The organism is Serratia sp. 2880STDY5682894, from assembly GCF_001537385.1.
Lineage (GTDB): Bacteria > Pseudomonadota > Gammaproteobacteria > Enterobacterales > Enterobacteriaceae > Serratia > Serratia nevei.
In genome coordinates this window covers 976,384-993,083 of sequence record NZ_FCJA01000001.1, presented here as the reverse complement: position 1 = coordinate 993,083, position 16,700 = coordinate 976,384, and the positions used below count along the sequence as shown (strand labels likewise).

General features: G+C 57.0%; 17 protein-coding genes. 8 read left to right on the top strand and 9 right to left on the bottom strand.

Annotated features, from left to right (window positions below; all coding sequences use genetic code 11):
• The 4 genes from AWX27_RS04770 to rmf form a co-directional block, all read left to right on the top strand.
• Nucleotides 1–651: PqiA/YebS family transporter subunit (locus tag AWX27_RS04770; RefSeq protein WP_154631647.1), on the top strand; the 651-nt coding region annotated here is incomplete at its 5' end.
• Nucleotides 638–2,284 (top strand): intermembrane transport protein PqiB, encoded by a 1,647-nt coding sequence (gene pqiB / locus AWX27_RS04765; protein WP_060419673.1) that lies wholly within the window; start codon nt 638–640, stop codon nt 2,282–2,284. The genes AWX27_RS04770 and pqiB, both read left to right, overlap by 14 nt.
• Complete coding sequence (gene pqiC, locus AWX27_RS04760) at nt 2,281–2,841, top strand: membrane integrity-associated transporter subunit PqiC (RefSeq protein WP_049272921.1); 561 nt, start codon at nt 2,281–2,283, stop codon at nt 2,839–2,841. The genes pqiB and pqiC overlap by 4 nt, the downstream gene beginning before the upstream one ends.
• A gap of 270 nt (nt 2,842–3,111) precedes the next feature.
• Nucleotides 3,112–3,282 (top strand): ribosome modulation factor, encoded by a 171-nt coding sequence (gene rmf, locus AWX27_RS24375; protein ID WP_004928150.1) that lies wholly within the window; start codon nt 3,112–3,114, stop codon nt 3,280–3,282.
• 317 nt (nt 3,283–3,599) lie between these two features.
• On the opposite strand, the gene fabA is transcribed toward rmf, so the two are convergent.
• Both fabA and AWX27_RS04750 read right to left on the bottom strand, forming a co-directional pair.
• The gene (fabA, locus tag AWX27_RS04755) at nt 3,600–4,118 is read right to left on the bottom strand and encodes a bifunctional 3-hydroxydecanoyl-ACP dehydratase/trans-2-decenoyl-ACP isomerase (RefSeq protein ID WP_049200448.1); all 519 of its coding nucleotides are present in this window, start codon (nt 4,116–4,118) and stop codon (nt 3,600–3,602) included.
• A 68-nt stretch (nt 4,119–4,186) separates the two neighbouring features.
• Nucleotides 4,187–5,935 carry an AAA family ATPase gene (locus AWX27_RS04750; RefSeq protein ID WP_060419669.1) on the bottom strand — a complete coding sequence of 583 codons (1,749 nt, stop codon included), beginning with the start codon at nt 5,933–5,935 and terminating at the stop codon, nt 4,187–4,189.
• A gap of 210 nt (nt 5,936–6,145) precedes the next feature.
• On the opposite strand from AWX27_RS04750, the gene matP reads away from it, so the two are divergent.
• Entirely contained in the window at nt 6,146–6,604 is a 459-nt protein-coding gene (gene matP, locus AWX27_RS04745) for a macrodomain Ter protein MatP (RefSeq protein WP_019454505.1), read from the top strand.
• Nucleotides 6,605–6,705: 101 nt separating this feature from the next.
• On the opposite strand, the gene ompA is transcribed toward matP, so the two are convergent.
• Nucleotides 6,706–7,785, bottom strand: coding sequence for a porin OmpA (gene ompA, locus AWX27_RS04740; RefSeq protein WP_060419786.1), 1,080 nt, complete (start codon nt 7,783–7,785; stop codon nt 6,706–6,708).
• A 357-nt stretch (nt 7,786–8,142) separates the two neighbouring features.
• On the bottom strand, nt 8,143–8,649 hold the full coding sequence (sulA, locus tag AWX27_RS04735) for an SOS-induced cell division inhibitor SulA (RefSeq protein WP_047727899.1): 507 nt from the start codon (nt 8,647–8,649) through the stop codon (nt 8,143–8,145).
• Nucleotides 8,650–8,878: 229 nt separating this feature from the next.
• On the opposite strand from sulA, the gene AWX27_RS04730 reads away from it, so the two are divergent.
• Nucleotides 8,879–9,535 carry a TfoX/Sxy family DNA transformation protein gene (locus AWX27_RS04730; RefSeq protein WP_060419667.1) on the top strand — a complete coding sequence of 219 codons (657 nt, stop codon included), beginning with the start codon at nt 8,879–8,881 and terminating at the stop codon, nt 9,533–9,535.
• A gap of 4 nt (nt 9,536–9,539) precedes the next feature.
• Here AWX27_RS04730 and yccS read toward each other — a convergent pair whose 3' ends face one another.
• Nucleotides 9,540–11,675, bottom strand: a complete 2,136-nt coding sequence (gene yccS / locus AWX27_RS04725) for a YccS family putative transporter (protein WP_060419663.1) — start codon at nt 11,673–11,675, stop codon at nt 9,540–9,542.
• A gap of 26 nt (nt 11,676–11,701) precedes the next feature.
• A complete protein-coding gene (locus tag AWX27_RS04720; protein WP_004928120.1) occupies nt 11,702–12,154 on the bottom strand; it encodes a YccF domain-containing protein in 453 nt (150 codons plus the stop codon).
• A 166-nt stretch (nt 12,155–12,320) separates the two neighbouring features.
• Here AWX27_RS04720 and helD point away from each other — a divergent pair, with 166 nt between their 5' ends.
• Nucleotides 12,321–14,375 (top strand): DNA helicase IV, encoded by a 2,055-nt coding sequence (gene helD, locus AWX27_RS04715; protein ID WP_060419661.1) that lies wholly within the window; start codon nt 12,321–12,323, stop codon nt 14,373–14,375.
• Nucleotides 14,376–14,408: 33 nt separating this feature from the next.
• Here the strand turns inward: helD and AWX27_RS04710 are convergent, their stop codons facing one another.
• Together AWX27_RS04710 and AWX27_RS04705 are read right to left on the bottom strand one after the other, a co-directional pair.
• A complete protein-coding gene (locus AWX27_RS04710) occupies nt 14,409–14,867 on the bottom strand; it encodes a methylglyoxal synthase (protein WP_038875247.1) in 459 nt (152 codons plus the stop codon).
• 122 nt (nt 14,868–14,989) lie between these two features.
• A complete protein-coding gene (locus AWX27_RS04705) occupies nt 14,990–15,655 on the bottom strand; it encodes a DUF2057 family protein (protein ID WP_060419659.1) in 666 nt (221 codons plus the stop codon).
• Between the two features lie 256 nt (nt 15,656–15,911).
• Between AWX27_RS04705 and AWX27_RS04700 the strand changes: the two genes are divergently transcribed.
• On the top strand, nt 15,912–16,325 hold the full coding sequence (locus AWX27_RS04700; RefSeq protein ID WP_060419657.1) for a CoA-binding protein: 414 nt from the start codon (nt 15,912–15,914) through the stop codon (nt 16,323–16,325).
• A gap of 57 nt (nt 16,326–16,382) precedes the next feature.
• On the opposite strand, the gene hspQ is transcribed toward AWX27_RS04700, so the two are convergent.
• On the bottom strand, nt 16,383–16,700 hold the full coding sequence (hspQ, locus tag AWX27_RS04695; RefSeq protein WP_033637900.1) for a heat shock protein HspQ: 318 nt from the start codon (nt 16,698–16,700) through the stop codon (nt 16,383–16,385).

Here is a 16,700-nt window from a genome sequence, read left to right as displayed (position 1 = left end):
CCGCTGACGGTGGGGCGCACCGGCATGCGCCAGGGCGTGCGCTCCTGCGCCTGCTGCACGGCGATCCTGCCGGCCAATCAGGTACGCTGCCCGCGCTGCCACACCAACGGCTACGTGCGCCGCCGCCACAGCCTGCAGTGGACGCTGGCGCTGCTGGTGACCTCCATCATGCTGTATATCCCGGCCAACCTGATGCCGATCATGGTGACCGAGGCGCTGGGCAACAAGATGAATTCCACCATCATGGCGGGGGTGATCCTGCTGTGGGGGGACGGCTCTTATCCGGTGGCGATGGTGATTTTCATCGCCAGTATCATGGTGCCGTCGCTGAAAATGCTGGCGATCGGCTGGCTGTGCTGGGATGCCAACGGCAGGAAGAAGCCGCGTGCCGACAGCGAGCGGATGCACCTGATTTATGAAGTGGTCGAGTTCGTTGGCCGCTGGTCAATGATCGACGTATTTGTGATCGCCGTATTGTCGGCGCTGGTGCGAATGGGGCAGTTGATGAGCATTTATCCTGCGACGGGCGCCGTGCTGTTCGCGCTGGTGGTGATCCTCACCATGTTCGCCGCCATGACATTTGATCCCCGGCTGACCTGGGATCGCGCAAGTGAAACAATCAACAAGGAGCCGCAAGGTGACGGAAAATAATCATAGCGTCGCAGACGTTGAGAAGATCAAACGCTGGTCGCCGGTGTGGATCATTCCCATCGTGACCGCGCTGATCGGCGCCTGGATCCTGTTTTACCACTTCAGCCATCAGGGGCCGGTGGTGACGCTGGTCACCACGACGGCGGAAGGGCTGGAAGCGGGTAAAACCAAAATCAAAAGCCGCAGCGTGGACGTCGGCGTGGTGGAAACCGTCACGCTGAGCGATGATCTGAGCAAGGTGATGGTGCAAGCGCGTCTCAATTCCGGCATGGAGAAATTGCTGCGTCAGGACTCCGCCTTCTGGGTGGTGAAGCCGCAGATCGGCCGTGAAGGCGTCTCCGGGCTGGGCACGCTGCTCTCCGGCGCCTATATTGAACTGCAGCCGGGCAGCAAGGGCAAAGACGGCAAAGACAACTATCAGCTGCTCGACGCGCCGCCGCTGGCCTCCCCGGACGCCAAGGGGCTGCGCATCGTACTGGACAGCGAGAAATCGGGCCAGCTCAACGCCGGCGACCCGGTGCTGTTCCGCGGCTATCGCGTCGGGTCGGTGGAAACCAGCTACTTCGATCCTAAAGAACGCGCCATGCGCTATCAGCTGTTCATCACCGCGCCTTACGACCAGCTGGTCACCACCAACGTGCGCTTCTGGAAAGACAGCGGCGTGGCGTTCGACATGTCGGCGCAGGGCATGCGGGTGGAGATGGGGTCGCTGACTACCCTGTTCAGCGGCGGCGTCAGCTTCGACGTGCCGGACGGCTGGGATCGCGGCGAACTGGCGAAAGAGAAGGCGGAGTACCAGCTGTTCGACAACCAGCGCAGCACGCAGGATTCGCTGTATACCGTGCATAAGGATTACCTGCTGTTCTTCTCCGATTCGGTACGCGGCCTGCAGCCGGGCGCCCCGGTCGAGTTCCGCGGCATCCGCCTGGGCACGGTGGCGCAGGTGCCGTTCTATAAAGAGGGCATGGCGCAACGCCTGGATAACGATTATCGCATTCCGGTGCTGATCCGCATCGAACCCGATCGGCTTCATAAGCAACTGGGGGACAACGTCGATATTGAAGGGCATTTGAAGGACGCGGAATCTCGTGGCTTACGCGCCTCGATGAAGTCCGCCAACCTGCTGACCGGTTCGCTGTATATCGATCTCGACTTCTATCCGCAGGAGAAACCGTGGAAAGGGCCGCGCGAGCTGTTCGGTTATCCGCTGATGCCGACCACCAGCGGCGGGCTGGCGCAGATCCAGCAGAAACTGATGCAGACGCTGGACAAGATCAACGCGATGCCGATCAATCCGATGATCAACGAAGCGACCAAGACGCTGGCGGAAAGTCAGAAAACCATGAAGTCGACGCAGCAGACCATGAAGTCGCTGAACGACATCATCGCCAGCAAAGAGATGCAGGCGCTGCCGCAGGACATGCAGAAAACGCTGCTGGAGCTGAACCGCAGCATGAAAGGGTTCCAGCCTGGTTCACCGGCTTACAACAAGATGGTGGGCGATATGCAGCGCCTCGACCAGGTGTTGCGTGAGCTGCAACCGGTGCTGCGCACCCTGAATGAGAAGAGCAACGCGCTGGTGTTTGAAGCCGCCGGCAGCACTGACCCTCAGCCGAAGAAGGCCACGAAATGATGAAATGGATCCCGGTAGCCCTGGCGCTGTTGCTCAGCGCCTGCAGCAGTTCGCCACAGAAGACCTACTATCAGTTGCCGGCGCTGGGGGCGCCGGCCGCTGCCAGCAGCAGCGGCGCTTCCACGCGCCAGCTGTGGCTGGAGCACGTGAGCGTGGCGGATTATCTGGCGCAGAGCGGCGTGGTGTATCAAACCAACGACGTACAGTATGTGATAGCCCAGAACAACCTGTGGGCCAGCCCGCTCGACCAGCAGCTGCAGCAAACGCTGGTCACCAACCTGAGCAGCGCGCTGCCAGGCTGGGTGGTTTCTTCGCAACCGATGAGCAGCGATCAGGATGTGCTGAACGTGACCATCAGCGGTTTCCATGGCCGCTTTGACGGCAAGGCGATCGTTCGCGGCGAGTGGGTGCTGAACCGCCAGGGGCGCTTGATCAAACGGCCTTTCAGCCTGGAGTTGAAACAGGGTGAGGACGGCTATGATGCCCTGGTGCGCACGCTGGCGCAGGGCTGGCAGCAGGAAGCCCAGGCTATCGCAGCACAGATGGGCGGCATTTAGTCATAATTTGGTCTAAAATCGTCTAATCCCTGTCAGCGTGAAAAGTCTTTTTTTCTCCCTGGCAGGGATTTCTTTTTCATTTCAAAAAGTTAAACCCTTTCCCGGCAGATCAGCCACTTAGCACTTTCCTCGGGCGTAGCTCACAAATATGACATTGGCGTGAATTTTGCGCATTGATCTTCTCTTCTTTTAGCGCTATTGATAACTCGTGGCTGCGCAAAAAGCAGCCATTGTTTTCTTTCCACCAGACCAAAATGAGGGAAACGAGGCATGAAGAGACAGAAACGCGATCGTCTGGAAAGGGCGCATTCGAGAGGGTATCAGGCAGGTATTTTAGGGCGTTCCAGGGAACATTGTCCCTACCAATCATCAGTGGACGCCCGGTCTCAATGGCTGGGAGGTTGGCGAGAAGCCATGGAAGACAGGGCTGTGACCGCTTAAGCGGCTCCCTGTCAAATAAAAGGAATAACCTCCGCCCTTTGGCGGAGGTTTTTGTTTGTGGCCTCTGAGGTGGCATCACCCAGGGCGTTCTCAGTGGGGTTATTGCTTCGCGCTGGCCTGACGAGGAGCGAGAAAGCGTGATTCGTATAGACGAGGCACGCTTTAGGCGCTCTGGCGGTGGGTAAACAGGAGATCCTTAAAGGGAGGGCGGAGGCGGTGCAAGGCATTGAGGGATAAAAGAAATGCCGCCACGAGAGACGTGACGGCATGCGCGATCGTTGGAAAAGAAGGCGGTGGCCGTCTTCTCGTCAGCGTGATTAGAACGCTGCGGTATCCTTGAACAGGCCCACTTTCAGATCGGTAGCGGTATAGATCACTTCGCCGTCAACCAGCACTTCGCCATCGGCGACGCCCATGATCAGCTTGCGGGTGATAACGCGCTTGAAGTTAATGCGGTAAGTCACCTTCTTGGCGGTTGGCAGCACCTGGCCGGTGAACTTGACTTCACCGACGCCCAGCGCGCGGCCTTTGCCTTCGCCGCCCAGCCAACCGAGGTAGAAACCGACCAACTGCCACATGGCATCCAGGCCCAGGCAACCAGGCATGACCGGATCGCCGATAAAGTGGCAACCGAAGAACCATAGGTCCGGATTAATATCCAGCTCCGCTTCCACATAACCTTTGTTGTGAGTCCCGCCGTCTTCGCTCATTTTGACCACGCGGTCCATCATCAACATGTTACCTGCCGGCAACGGTGGGCCACCGGCGCCGAACAGCTCGCCACGGCCGGATGCTTCGAGGTCTTCTTTCGTATAGGAATCGCGTTTATCTACCATGTTCTCAGTAAGCCTTATTTTAATGAAGGACGCAGGTTAGCTAACACGTGTACGCTGAACAAGTCCGATCAGCCGTGGTTGAACCAGTTGAGCCAGCGCAGCGGCCATGGACGGCGGCGTTCCTGCAGGCTCACCTGCGCAATCCGTTCCTGAATGGCCGCCAACAAATTCGGCTGTTGTTCATCAGAGTAGAGGCAACCTGTAAGCAAAGGCAAGGCTTCCGCCGCGCTCTCTACCGCCCACAGATGGAATTGCCCCTCGCGTACCGCGTCGACGACATCTTGACGCAGGCACAGGTGGCGCACGTTGGTCACGGGCAATACGACGCCCTGTTTGCCCGTCAGGCCGCGGCGTAAACAAACTTCGAAGAAACCTTCGACCTTTTCGTTAACGCCGCCTATCGGCTGTACGTTGCCGAATTGGTCGACGGAGCCGGTGACGGCGATCTGCTGTGTGATTGGCTGCTGCGACAGAGCGCTGACCAAGGCGCACAGCTCGGCGAGCGAGGCGCTGTCGCCGTCCACTTCACCGTAAGATTGTTCAAAGACGATGGAAGCGGAGAAGGGCAACTGCTGATCCAAATCCAGTTCGGCGATAAGGAACGCCTGCATGATCATCATGCCTTTAGCATGCAGGTTGCCTCCCAGCTCGGCTTTGCGCTCGACGTCGGTAAACTCGCCGTCGCCAAGATGCACGACGCAACTGATGCGCGAGGGCTCGCCGAAGCTGCGCGGATGGCCGGGATAATCCAGGACTGACAGGCCGTTGATCTGCCCGATCACTTCACCCTCGGTCTCAATCAGGATCTGACCCAGCTCAATCTCATCCTGCATACGCTCGGCCAGATAGCTTTCGCGCCATTCGCGGGCATTCAACGCTGCCTCAAACGCTTTGGCGGTAATGCGCTCCTCTTCGGCATACAGTGCAGCCTCGGACAGCTGCTGGCCAAGCCAAACCGGCGAGAGTGGCAGGATGCCCTGATCGCCGGTGTAACGCACAGCCTGGACGATCAGCGGCGACCAGGCGTCGGCCGCTAACATCGGCAACTGCCGATCGGCAATCACGCCGTTGACGTAGCCGCACCACTGCGCCATATCATCGACTTCGGTCAGCTGCAGATCGTCTTCGTATTCGCCGTAGACCGCTTGTTCGCTCAGTTCCGGCTCGATATCGTGGAAATCGGCCAGGCCGTGACGGTCGCCGACCACAATCAGCCGCAGGTCCAGCGGCATCGGTGGAATGGCTACCGGCAGCGGGCGGGTTTCGTCTGGCGAAACCCAATGGAACTGGCGCTGGCCGATCATCTGCTTCAGCCGCAGCCATAGCAATGGCTGAGCCAGCAGCGCCCGAGCCGACAGGATCAGGACGCCGCCGTTGGCCTGGTGCACCAGACCCGGTTGCAGGGTAATGTCGCCATTGTGGATCCGTACGCAACCAAACAGCTGCTCCGGTTCAATCCACTCCTGGAACAGACAAGCACCGCCGGCGGCGAAAGGCTCATCGCCACGGCTGGCCGGCTCTATGCTGACCTTGCCATCCTGAATGGCATAGTGGCTGCCGCGGCATGCCGTATTCTTAGCCAGCAGTGGTGTGACGGCGTGAGCGATCAGTTCCAGGTACTCTCGCGTTTCTTGCGCTTTCAACAGCATGAAACGCGGTGGCGATTGAGGGTGGCAAAATAGCGTCAGGGCATTTTCCAGCCGAGGCTGAATGGCGGAAAAGGGCACGGGTGCCAACTGAGCGGCGGTATCAAATATCGCCTGATAAGGCGTTACGTCCGGCAATAAAGATTGCCATTCAAGTCGGTTATTGGTCAAAGTGTTAGATGCAATCGTTAAAAAGGGAAAGGGCGATTATACAAGAATAACGGCGGCTTGATACATGTGGAGTGCCAGTTGGCGTCAGGGAGTTTGACATCGCGCGATGACTGTGCAAAAAACAGTCTAAAAGACGGCTTAATTGCCGGGGAAATTCGGCGCAAAGCTGTTATGCTTATTTGAAGTTACGCGGTCACTGAAGAGCTCAAGATGAAATATCAGCAACTGGAAAATCTGGAGAGCGGTTGGAAATGGAAGTACCTGGTGAAGAAGCACCGGGAAGGGGAACTTATTACCCGCTACATTGAAAACAGCGCTGCTCAGGAGGCGGTTAACGAGCTGCTGAAGCTGGAAAATGAGCCGGTCAAGGTACTTGCATGGATTGCCGCTCATATGAATCCGGAGCTGGATAACCGGATGAAGCAAACGATCCGCGCCCGCCGCAAACGTCATTTTAACGCAGAACACCAGCATACGCGTAAAAAATCTATCGATCTGGAGTTTTTGGTTTGGCAACGCTTGGCAGCCCTGGCGCGCCGTCGTGGCGTCACGCTGTCGGAAACGGTTGTGCAGCTTATCGAAGATGCTGAGCGCAAAGAGAAGTATGCGAATCAGATGTCGTCGTTGAAAGAAGATTTGAAGGCGATTCTCGGTAAAGAACCTAAGTAAACGGGGCAGAGCGCCTTAGTTACACTGGGTCTTGAATGTTCTGATAACAGCAGGACGAAAAAAAACCCCGCAATGCGGGGTTTTTTATTAGGCGAGTAAACTTAGCCCTGAGGCTGAGTTACAACGTCTTTGATACCTTTAACTTCGATCTCTACGCGACGATCTGGTGCCAGGCAGTCGATCTGAGCTTTGGTAGCGCGGCCAGCTTTGTAGCCACAGGTGTTGCCAGTAACTGGATCAGCTTTGCCCATGCCACGTGCAGAGATTTTGTCTGACGGGATGCCTTTGGAGACCAGGTAGTCAACAACGCTTTGTGCGCGTTTTTCAGACAGTTTCTGGTTGTACTGAGCAGAACCAACGGCGTCGGTGTAACCCAGAACAACTACGGAACCGTCTTTAGGATCCATGGAGCTCAGCTGGGAGTACAGCTGATCCAGAGCCTGCTGACCTTGTGGCTTCAGAGTTGCTTTGTTGAAGTTGAACAGCACGTCAGACTTCAGAGTGAAACGCTTGGTTTCAACAACTGGAGCCGGAGCTGGAGCTGGAGCAACTGGAGCAACTACGTCATCCTGACCGAAGCGATAAGAAACGCCCAGGCTCAGCATGGTGTTGTCTGGACGTGCGCCAACGGTACCTGCGTCACCGATGTTGCTTACGAACTGGTAGTCCAGGCGGGTAGCCCAGTTTTTGGTCAGTGCGTATTCAACACCAACAGCAGCCAGCGGAGAAACGCCGGTGTCGTGGTCGCTCAGGCGAGTGCCGTTGCCGTAGTTAGCTTTGGAGTCTGCACGCCATACCATACCACCCAGACGAGTGTAGATGTCCAGATCGTCAGCAATTGGGTAGCTCAGTTTAGCGGCCAGTTGAACGCCCTGCGCTTTGAAAGCACCGTTGTTCACGCTGCCTTTGTAAGGCATACGGCCAAGCCAGTCATAGCCCAGTTCGAAGCCCAGGTATTGGTTTGCCTGGTAGCCCAGGAACGCGCCGGCACCCAGCTGATCTTTGTGGGTTGGGCCGTTGCCGATACCGTTCTGGTAACCGTTACCGTAGAAACCAGTGTCGTGGTACTGGGACCAGCCCAGTTTAGCACCGGTGTACCAGGTGTTATCTTTTGGAGCGGCTTGCGCTACGGTAGCGAAACCTGCCAGTGCCACTGCTAATGCGATAGCTGTCTTTTTCATTTTGCGCCTCGTTATCATCCAAATAGGCAATGAGCTTTAAAGCTGTTTTAAGCCCTTGGTTAAATTCCTTCGCCAAGGTTTAAGCCCTCGTTTGTTACTCGCCAGTTTTTCTGACGTTATAGAGCAACCTTGGCGATGTAAAGTCTACAACGTGGCGCGAAAGTTACAAGTGTGATGTGATAAGGCTCTAAAAAAAAACGCGGAATCGTACATATTTGCTAACATTCTTAGCCTAAAAAAACGGCGATTCATCGGGCGTTTTTGCTTGGCAAACCGCAGCCGGACTAGCTTTGTGCCTTATCCCGCAAAGGTTCCCTCTACGGGGTGCGAAAATGATGGGAAAAATCCTAAATTTACTTAATGATACAAAGAAGAGTGAATTTTTAGGGTGGAACAGTGTCCGTGAGTCGGGTCAATGTCACGTTGAGGACGCATGATAAACCCGTAGGCATTACCCAATTCTGCCGCACGTCTCAATTTTAGACGATCCTCCTCCGTTAGCTCGGGCAACCAGCCGAGAACCACGCTGTAGTTCCCCGTTTGCAGCGCTTTTTCCATTGCCTCAACCGTATTCACCGGGCTGATTTGGCTCAACTGCACCATTTTATCCACCGGCAGGCCGGATTGCTGCAGCCATTGCTTGCTTAACTTTTGCTGCGGCGTCAGCCACAGAAGCCAGCGAGACTGCTTGCCCAGTTGCTGCAGCAGGGGCAACAGCAGTTGAGCCACTGCGGGCTGGCGCTCGTTGTAAACAAGTTCACTGATCAAGCCATTCTCTTTGCCGACATTTGTGTTCTTCGCAACGCTGTTCGCGGTAAAAGAGCCATGGCTAAAATGAGGTTGGTAGAGTGATTGAGTACGCATAAAGTTCCCGCCCGTCGTGTTACTGTATGTTTATACAGTATCCCTGATTTCGGATAAGATCAACCCAAATTTTCGTAGCGGCTCGCATAATTGCGATCATTTTTTGTACCGGTGTTTTTTGTGATTGGCATGCAGACGGATAGTGCGTATTTTTCTAATTAGTTGTTCACGTTACTTTTTTCATTGATGAGAGAAATAATACGACCGGAACCTAAAAAGGAGGAATGCTATGAAAAGGATGTCGACGAGAAGAATCACGCAGGCTAAAAGTTGCTTCGCGGCGCTGGGCACCATCACCACGCGGTCACAGTTTGGCGGCTATGGGCTGTTGGCTGAGGGGGTGATGTTTGCAGTGATAGCGGAAGGCGAGCTGTATTTGCGGGCTACGGCGAGCATGGAACCGGCCTTTCGCGCTCGGGGCATGGTCAATATGGTCTATTCCAAGCGCGGAGTGCCCATCACTTTGCGCTATTACTGGGTTGACGAGTCCCTGTGGCGGGAACGTAACGAATTGGTGGGGCTGGCTTGGCAAGCTGTCAGGGAGGCCCGTCGGGAACAGCGGCTCAAGGCCGGCGACCACGGCAGATTGAAGGCGCTGCCGAATATAGATGTCAATATGGAGCGGCTGTTGTGGCGAGCGGGTATCCGCAACGCCTATGACCTGCGGTTGCAGGGCGCGAAACGCAGCTATCTTAGCCTGCTGCAACAACAGACCAATCTGGGATTGCGAGTCCTGTTGTCGCTGGGCGGGGCGATAGCCGGTTATCATCAGGCGGCATTACCGGCTGAATTGCATAACGAATTGGTGCGCTGGTTCGATCATATGATGGCGATGCGCCGCCATGGACATGAGCCGGTGATTCAGGGCCCGTCGAGCGGGCCCTGAATGATTAGGCTGTCTTATTGATTTGGGTGTGCAGCGCGGTGAGTTCCGGCAGAAGTTCGAGCACCAGCCCCACCTGCTGCAAAACCAGCTGTTCTTTGCTTTCAGGTTCCGGAACGACTTGGCGAATACGCTCCGCCAGCTGTTCCAGCGCCTGAGCAATGCGCTGGCTGTTCTGTTCTTCCTGATGCAGGGCGCCGTCCACGTAACACACGGCATCATTGAGCAGGTCGAGCGTGGCAGGGGTATTCAGCCGCTCGCGGTGCGCACCCAACGCCGAGATATAACTCAGGAGTGTGTGGTTCAGGCAGAGCAGGCGGAAGGCGGCTTCCTGCAGCGCCTTGTCGGCCTTGGGATCGGCGGACATGTTGGAGATGACCGAAGCCAGCTCGGCATCGCTGTTGTGGGCATCTCGCCGCGCAATGCGGTAGGCGAGGCCGTTATCCTTACCCTGGTGGTATTGCACCAGAATGGCGTCCAGATAACGGCAGTTGGCATTCAGCGTTTTATCCACCACCGCCGGCAGTTGGCGGAACTTCCAGTCCGGCCAGATAAAGCTGACTGCCGCCCAGGCGATGGCGCAGCCCAGCAAGGTATCGTAAACGCGCGGAGCTGCCACTTCGAATCCTTCACCCAACAGGTTAAAGCACAACAGCACCAGCAGCGTGATGAACATCGTCGCATGCGCATATTGTACGGTGCGGAAAGCGAAGAACAGAACGCCGGTGATGACGATCAACACCAGCTGTCCTTCCAGTGAAGGCACGAAATAGAGGATTGGCAGGCCGATAAGAATACCGGCCAGGGTGCCGATGATGCGCAATGCCAGGCGTCGGCGGGTGGCATTGTAGTTCGGTTGGCAGACGAACAGGCTGGTCAACAGGATCCAGTAACCGTGCTGCATGCCGGTGAATTGAATGAAGGCGTAACCCACGCACAGCACCACCGACATGCGGATCGCATGGCGAAACAGGGCCGACTGGGGCGTCAAATGGCGGCTGATGCGCAGCCGGATATCGCTCCAGCCGGTTAAGCGGTCATCGGCCAGGCTATTCTCTTCCGCTTGCCCGCTGGCCAGCGTCTGCTCTGATTCGATATTGGCCAGCTGCGCATCGATCGCATGCAGGTTTTTCAACAGATGCGCCAGCGCCTTGGTCTGCTCGGTATTGCCCTGGGTTTCGGCGATGCGCGCCAACGCCTCCTGAATGCGGCTGAAAGCCGGTTCAAAGCGCGGGTTGTGCTGGTACTTTTGCCGCAGCAGGATCGATTGCGCCAATTGGCGGCAGGCGCGCGCCTGCATGCTCAGCAAACGCTGGAAGCGGAACAAAATGTCGCTGTGGCGGAATTGCCGGCTGAGTGCGTGGTACTGAACGTGGGAAGAGCTGGCGCGTTCGTGGATATCCTGCGCGACAAAATAGTAGTGCAAGGTGCGGCGGGTGCCACGCTGGCCGCGATCGCCTTTCAGGCGCGTCAGCAGCGAGGCTTTGGTTTGGTTAAGCAACGCGACCAGGGCGCTGTTGGCCATCGCGACATCCATCCAGGGCAGATCGGCGTCGCGCTCGGCATCGGGATCGAACAGATTGGCTTTGGCATCCAGATAGTTGGCCAACTGATCGTAGCAGCGCGCCAGGTTCTCTTGCAGCGGCCGGATAGGGAACAGCAGGTGGCCCGCCAGCGTCAGCAGGTTGTACCACAGTGCGCCGATCACCAACAGCAGCGGCTGCTGATACCAGGCATCGTACATGGCGGTGCCGAGCATGGTATAAACCGCGATCAGCAGCGCGCCGAAGGCGATGGTGGCGTAACGTTGCCCCAAGGCACCGAGCAGGATAAAACCGCAGGTCGACGTGGTTAAGCCAAGGGCGAACAACCAGGGGTAGGGGAACAGCAGCTCGATTGAAGCAGAGGCGACAAAGAAGCACACCAGCGTGATCAGCAGGTTGCGTAACCTGCCGGCCAGACGGTCATCCAAATCAGTCAGGGCCGCCGCCACGACGCCCAGCGTTAGCGGGATGGTCAGCTTGGGAATGCCCAACCACCAGGGAACGGCGGTGGTGCCGATCAACGCAATAAGGATGCGCAGGTGATACAGCAGGTTGCTGTTGTAGGTATAACGACGAACTGCGGGTGCAAAAGAGAGCACGAAAAACTCCTCAAACGGAGAAAAAATTAACGCTGATGATAGTGGCGGCGAGCATTCTCAATACGCGCTTGCTGGGCCATTTCTACCGAGACGACGCGGCGCCCCACCGGCCACAGCGCGATGGCGGCAATTTTGAAATTGGCGATGCCGACCGGAATGCCGATGATCGAAACGCACTGCACGATGCCGGCGGCGATGTGTGACAGGCATAGCCACCAGCCGAACAGCACCAACCAGATAATGTTGAGCAGCGAACCGCCGGCGGAGAGCAGCGCATTGCTTTTTTCCGGGTAGAGTTCATCGACGTGAATTGCCTCATTGCCGAAAGGCACCAGCGACAGCTTGGTGATTTCCCAGCAGGAGCGGGTGAGCGGCAGCGTGATGACCAGCAGCACGCTGAACACCGTGGCGATGAGCCAACCCAGCGTGGTGAAGAAACCGCCCAACACAAAATTAAGAATATTCAGTACAGTACGCATAGACGTCATTCTGCTCTAATGATGGCCAAACCGCGATGCGGGCGTATTCACGATAAAAACGCAAAATCTATTCTACCCTTTTTTTAGCGCTAGAGTGCCACTGCTTATCACAGGTAAACTGGCAGATATCCGTTATTTAATCTCAACATAGTCATGGCGCGACGATATGGAACTTAAAGCGACATCGCTGGGGAAACACCTGGCTCAGCACCCTTATAACCGCGTGCGGTTGCTGCACGCCGGCGTTGAGGTGAGCGGGGAAAAACATGAATACCTGATCCCCTTCAATCAATTGATTCAGGTCAGGTGCAAGCGCGGCATCGTCTGGGGCGAGCTGGAATTTGAATTGCCGGACGAAAAAGTGGTGCGGCTGCACGGCACCGAATGGCAGGAAACGCAGCGTTTTCATCATTATCTGCAGCAGGCCTGGCAGCAGTGGAGCGCAGAAATGAGCGAGGTCAGCGCCGGCGTGTTGCAACAGCAGGTGGCGCAGATCCAGCGCATCGAGCAGCAAGACAAATGGTTTAAAAAGTCTGAGCTGGGCAAGCTGCAGCAGCAAATCCACGAGGCTTTCTCCGCGTTGCCGATGCCGGTGGCGCGTCTGGATGAGTTTGATAACTGCCGGGCTGATTATCATCTGTGTCTGCAATGGCTGCAGCAGGGGCTGCGAAGCGTCGAACAACGCAACCGGCAGTGGACCGAGCGCATGCTGGAGCAACATCACGACTTCTTCCAGACCGTCGAGAGTTCACCGCTCAATGCCTCTCAGAGCCGTGCGGTGGTCAATGGCGAGGATTCCGTTCTGGTATTGGCAGGGGCCGGCAGCGGCAAAACGTCGGTGCTGGTGGCGCGCGCCGGCTGGCTGCTGCGCCGTCAGGAGGCGGAGCCGGGCCAAATTTTGCTGTTGGCGTTTGGCCGTCAGGCAGCGAGTGAGATGAATGATCGCATCAAAGCGCGTTTGGGCGATGTTGGCATTCAGGCCAAGACATTCCATGCATTGGCGCTGCAGATCATTCAACAGGGCAGCCGCAAAGCCCCGGCCATCAGCCGATTGGAAACCGATGCCAAAGCGCGCAAAGCGTTGCTGATTACCCATTGGCGCCAGCAGTGTGCAGAGAAAAAAGCCCAGGCCAAGGGGTGGCGTCAATGGTTGAGCGACGAGCTGGAATGGGAAGTGCCGGAAGGCGACTTTTGGCAGGATCAACGCCTGGCGGATCGGCTGGCGGGCCGCTTGGAACGCTGGCTGGGGCTGATGCGCATGCACGGCGGCAGCCAGGCGGAAATGATTGAGCAGGCGGATGAAGAAATCCGCGATCTGTTTTCAAAACGCATCCGGCTGATGGCACCGCTGCTGAAAGCCTGGAAAAGCGCCTTGAAAGAGGAAGGGGCGGTGGACTTCTCCGGTCTGATCCATCAGGCGGTCAATATTCTCGACAAGGGGCGCTTTGTCAGCCCGTGGAAACATATTCTGGTCGATGAGTTTCAGGATATCTCGCCGCAGCGTGCGCTGTTGCTGGCGGCGCTGCGTCGACAAAACAAACAGACCTGCCTGTTTGCGGTGGGGGATGACTGGCAGGCGATTTATCGCTTCAGCGGCGCAGAGTTGACGTTAACCACGGCGTTCACCACTCACTTCGGTGAAGGGGCGCAGTGCGCGCTGGACACCACTTATCGCTTTAATGAACGTATCGGTGAGGTAGCCAACCGGTTCGTGCAGCAGAACCCGCACCAGTTGAAAAAACCGCTCAACAGCCTGAGCAAGGGCAATAAAAAGTCGGTGGCGATCCTGCCGCACGAGCAGCTGGAGCCCTTGCTGGATAAACTGAGCGGCTATGCCAAGCCGGACGAGCGTATTCTGGTACTGGCGCGCTACCATCATCTGAAACCGGAAGCGCTGGCGAAAGCGGCCACCCGCTGGCCCAAGCTGGATCTGGAGTTTATGACCATCCACGCCAGCAAGGGGCAGCAGGCGGAATACGTCATCATCGCCGGTTTGCATGACGGGCGTGACGGTTTCCCGGCCGTGGCGCGCGAGTCGGTGTTGGAAGAGGTGCTGCTGCCACAGCCGGAGGATTTTCCGGATGCCGAAGAGCGCCGCCTGCTGTATGTCGCATTGACTCGCGCCAAACACCAGGTCTGGCTGTTGCAGGATCGTGAACGCCCTTCGGTGTTCGTCGAACAGCTGCAAGATCTTGGCGTACCGGTGCAGAAAAAACCGTAGGCATCAGGCCTGGCGGTAGCCAGGCCGCGAGGACTATTTCAGGCGCTCTTGCAGATAGCGCTGATAGTCGGGGATGGCGATCTCCACCTCGCTTTTGAACAGCGGAGAGTCGATCAGAAAGTCCGCGGTCGAGCGGTTGGTGGCCACCGGGATATTCCATACGGTCGCCAGCCGCAGAAGCGCCTTCACGTCCGGATCGTGCGGTACCGCGTTCAGCGGATCCCAGAAGAAGATCAGCATGTCTATCTTGCCTTCCGCAATCAATGCGCCAACCTGCTGATCGCCGCCCATGGGGCCACTCAGCATGCTGGTGACCGGAATGCCGCTGGCGCGCTGGATCAGGTTACCGGTGGTGCCGGTGGCGTACAGCTGGTGCTGCGCCAAAATGGTCTTGTGGCTCTCTACCCACTCCAACAGGGCCTGTTTGCGGTGATCGTGCGCCACCAGCGCAATGTGTTTGCGCGCGGCGATAGTGCGGGTGGTCAATTCCATCTCGGTGTCCTTCGCTAATCGGGGATGTGCGACAGATTACTGAAACTGTTTTTCACTGCCTAGCGTTTGCGCTTGAAAATGCGAAGAAAAGGCGCCTTTGCGGGGAAAGACGCCGGGAAGTATCAGCGAACCGGTTGTTTATTGGCCCACCGCAGAAAACGCTTCTGTGTTTCCTTGTCGGCTTGCTGGAACCAATATTGCAGCATCTGTTCCGACACGTTTTCCCCTTTCAGCGTGACCGTTGGAGCGTTCAGCGGCGTGCCGGCCAGCGAGGGCGTTGAGGGATTATCGGCGTTCGCCTGAACGAAGGCCGCGACGGAGGCGGAGCGATTCTGGCGGTTGTAATCTGTCATCACCTTTTCCAAATCGGCATTGAAGGTGACGCTGTCGGGATGCAGCACGTCATGCCGGAACGGCAGGGCGTTGCCGTCTTTATCGACCACCAGATAATTCAACGTCTTGTCAAAGCGTTGCGCATCGCGATCGTTCTCGATGCGCGGCAGTTCGATCGCCACCTGGCTGATCTTTTGCGTATTGAAGGAGGCAACCAGCGGCAGGGAAGCATAGGCCTGCGTATGCTGGCCGGCGCGGACGTTTTTGGTCACTTTAAACAGCAGCTGGTGCTGTCCGCCATCCAGTTCAAGACTGTCGGCGCCTTTTAACAACGAACCTGTCATTTTCTTGCCGTCGACCACCAGCAGGTCGATGTCCGGGGAGAGTTTCAGGGTCGTAGCCGCGGCAGGCATGCTGATGCTGAGCAACGCCGCAACCACCAGACCAAATTTCATCATTATCTCCTTATAAAGTGACGTAGCTCTAAGTGTTGAACACGGCACAGGTTGTGTCAAAATTTTTCAATCGGGCGTTATGTTCACATTTTTACATATTTTATCGCGATTAGACACGACCATGGGCAGCTGAACCGCGACAGCCTCTGACCATAAGATTGTGCTGAAGTTTCCCTCGCGTTGCGTTTAGCCGAGCGGGTGCCGATCGGTTACACTCGAAGCGGAGAGTGGTGGAGTGATAAACGGGAGTTGAAAGATGCAAGATCAAGAGATTATCGAGCTGTTGCAGCAGGTGAAAACTATCGCGCTGGTCGGTGCCAGCGATAACCCGTCGCGGCCCAGCTATGGGGTGATGGCATATCTGTTGGCGCAAGGCTACCAGGTGATCCCGGTCAGCCCAAAACTGGCGGGGCAGACGCTGCTGGGGCAGCCGGTTTACGCTACGCTGGCCGCTATACCGCAGCCGGTGGATATGGTTGACGTGTTTCGCAATTCGGAGGCGGCTTACGGCGTGGCGCAAGAGGCGATAGCGATCGGCGCCAAGGCGCTGTGGCTGCAGATTGGCGTGATTAACGATCAGGCGGCGGAGCTGGCGCAACAGGCCGGGCTGCGCGTGGTGATGGATCGCTGTCCGAAAATCGACATTCCGCGTTTGGGGCTGGAGCGTTGAATAAAAAGGGCCTGGCGCGATGCCAGGCCCTCTCGGGTTTCTCAGGTCTTGGCGCGGTCAATTGCGCAAGCGTGGCGCCTGTAGCTGGTGGCGGATGGATTCCGCCAGTTCATCCAGCGATGGTTGCTCGGGGTGTGCCTCCTGGGCTTCGCTATCCAGCTGCGCTTCCGCCAGATAGGTGTGTACCGGTTGGCCTTCCTCGTCTTCCATCACCACGTGGTACCAAGGGGCGGAACGCAGTTCATCGTTCGCCGCTATCTCGTCAGCTTTGGGTTGTTCCAAAGAGTATTCCGGGTCGATATCGATCACGACACCCAAATACCCCAGCAGTTTATGCCTAACCTGTTGTCCGATACCGAATTTGCTGGCAATCAT

Bases quoted from the DNA above. Each gene is read 5' to 3' on its own strand.
- pqiC (WP_049272921.1), top strand. From the start codon at position 2,281: ATGATGAAATGGATCCCGGTAGCCCTGGCGCTGTTGCTCAGCGCCTGC.
- rmf (WP_004928150.1), top strand. From the start codon at position 3,112: ATGAAGAGACAGAAACGCGATCGTCTGGAAAGGGCGCATTCGAGAGGG.
- fabA (WP_049200448.1), bottom strand. From the start codon at position 4,118: ATGGTAGATAAACGCGATTCCTATACGAAAGAAGACCTCGAAGCATCC.
- matP (WP_019454505.1), top strand. From the start codon at position 6,146: ATGAAATATCAGCAACTGGAAAATCTGGAGAGCGGTTGGAAATGGAAG.
- ompA (WP_060419786.1), bottom strand. From the start codon at position 7,785: ATGAAAAAGACAGCTATCGCATTAGCAGTGGCACTGGCAGGTTTCGCT.
- sulA (WP_047727899.1), bottom strand. From the start codon at position 8,649: ATGCGTACTCAATCACTCTACCAACCTCATTTTAGCCATGGCTCTTTT.
- AWX27_RS04730 (WP_060419667.1), top strand. From the start codon at position 8,879: ATGAAAAGGATGTCGACGAGAAGAATCACGCAGGCTAAAAGTTGCTTC.
- AWX27_RS04720 (WP_004928120.1), bottom strand. From the start codon at position 12,154: ATGCGTACTGTACTGAATATTCTTAATTTTGTGTTGGGCGGTTTCTTC.
- helD (WP_060419661.1), top strand. From the start codon at position 12,321: ATGGAACTTAAAGCGACATCGCTGGGGAAACACCTGGCTCAGCACCCT.
- AWX27_RS04710 (WP_038875247.1), bottom strand. From the start codon at position 14,867: ATGGAATTGACCACCCGCACTATCGCCGCGCGCAAACACATTGCGCTG.
- AWX27_RS04705 (WP_060419659.1), bottom strand. From the start codon at position 15,655: ATGAAATTTGGTCTGGTGGTTGCGGCGTTGCTCAGCATCAGCATGCCT.
- AWX27_RS04700 (WP_060419657.1), top strand. From the start codon at position 15,912: ATGCAAGATCAAGAGATTATCGAGCTGTTGCAGCAGGTGAAAACTATC.
- hspQ (WP_033637900.1), bottom strand. From the start codon at position 16,700: ATGATTGCCAGCAAATTCGGTATCGGACAACAGGTTAGGCATAAACTG.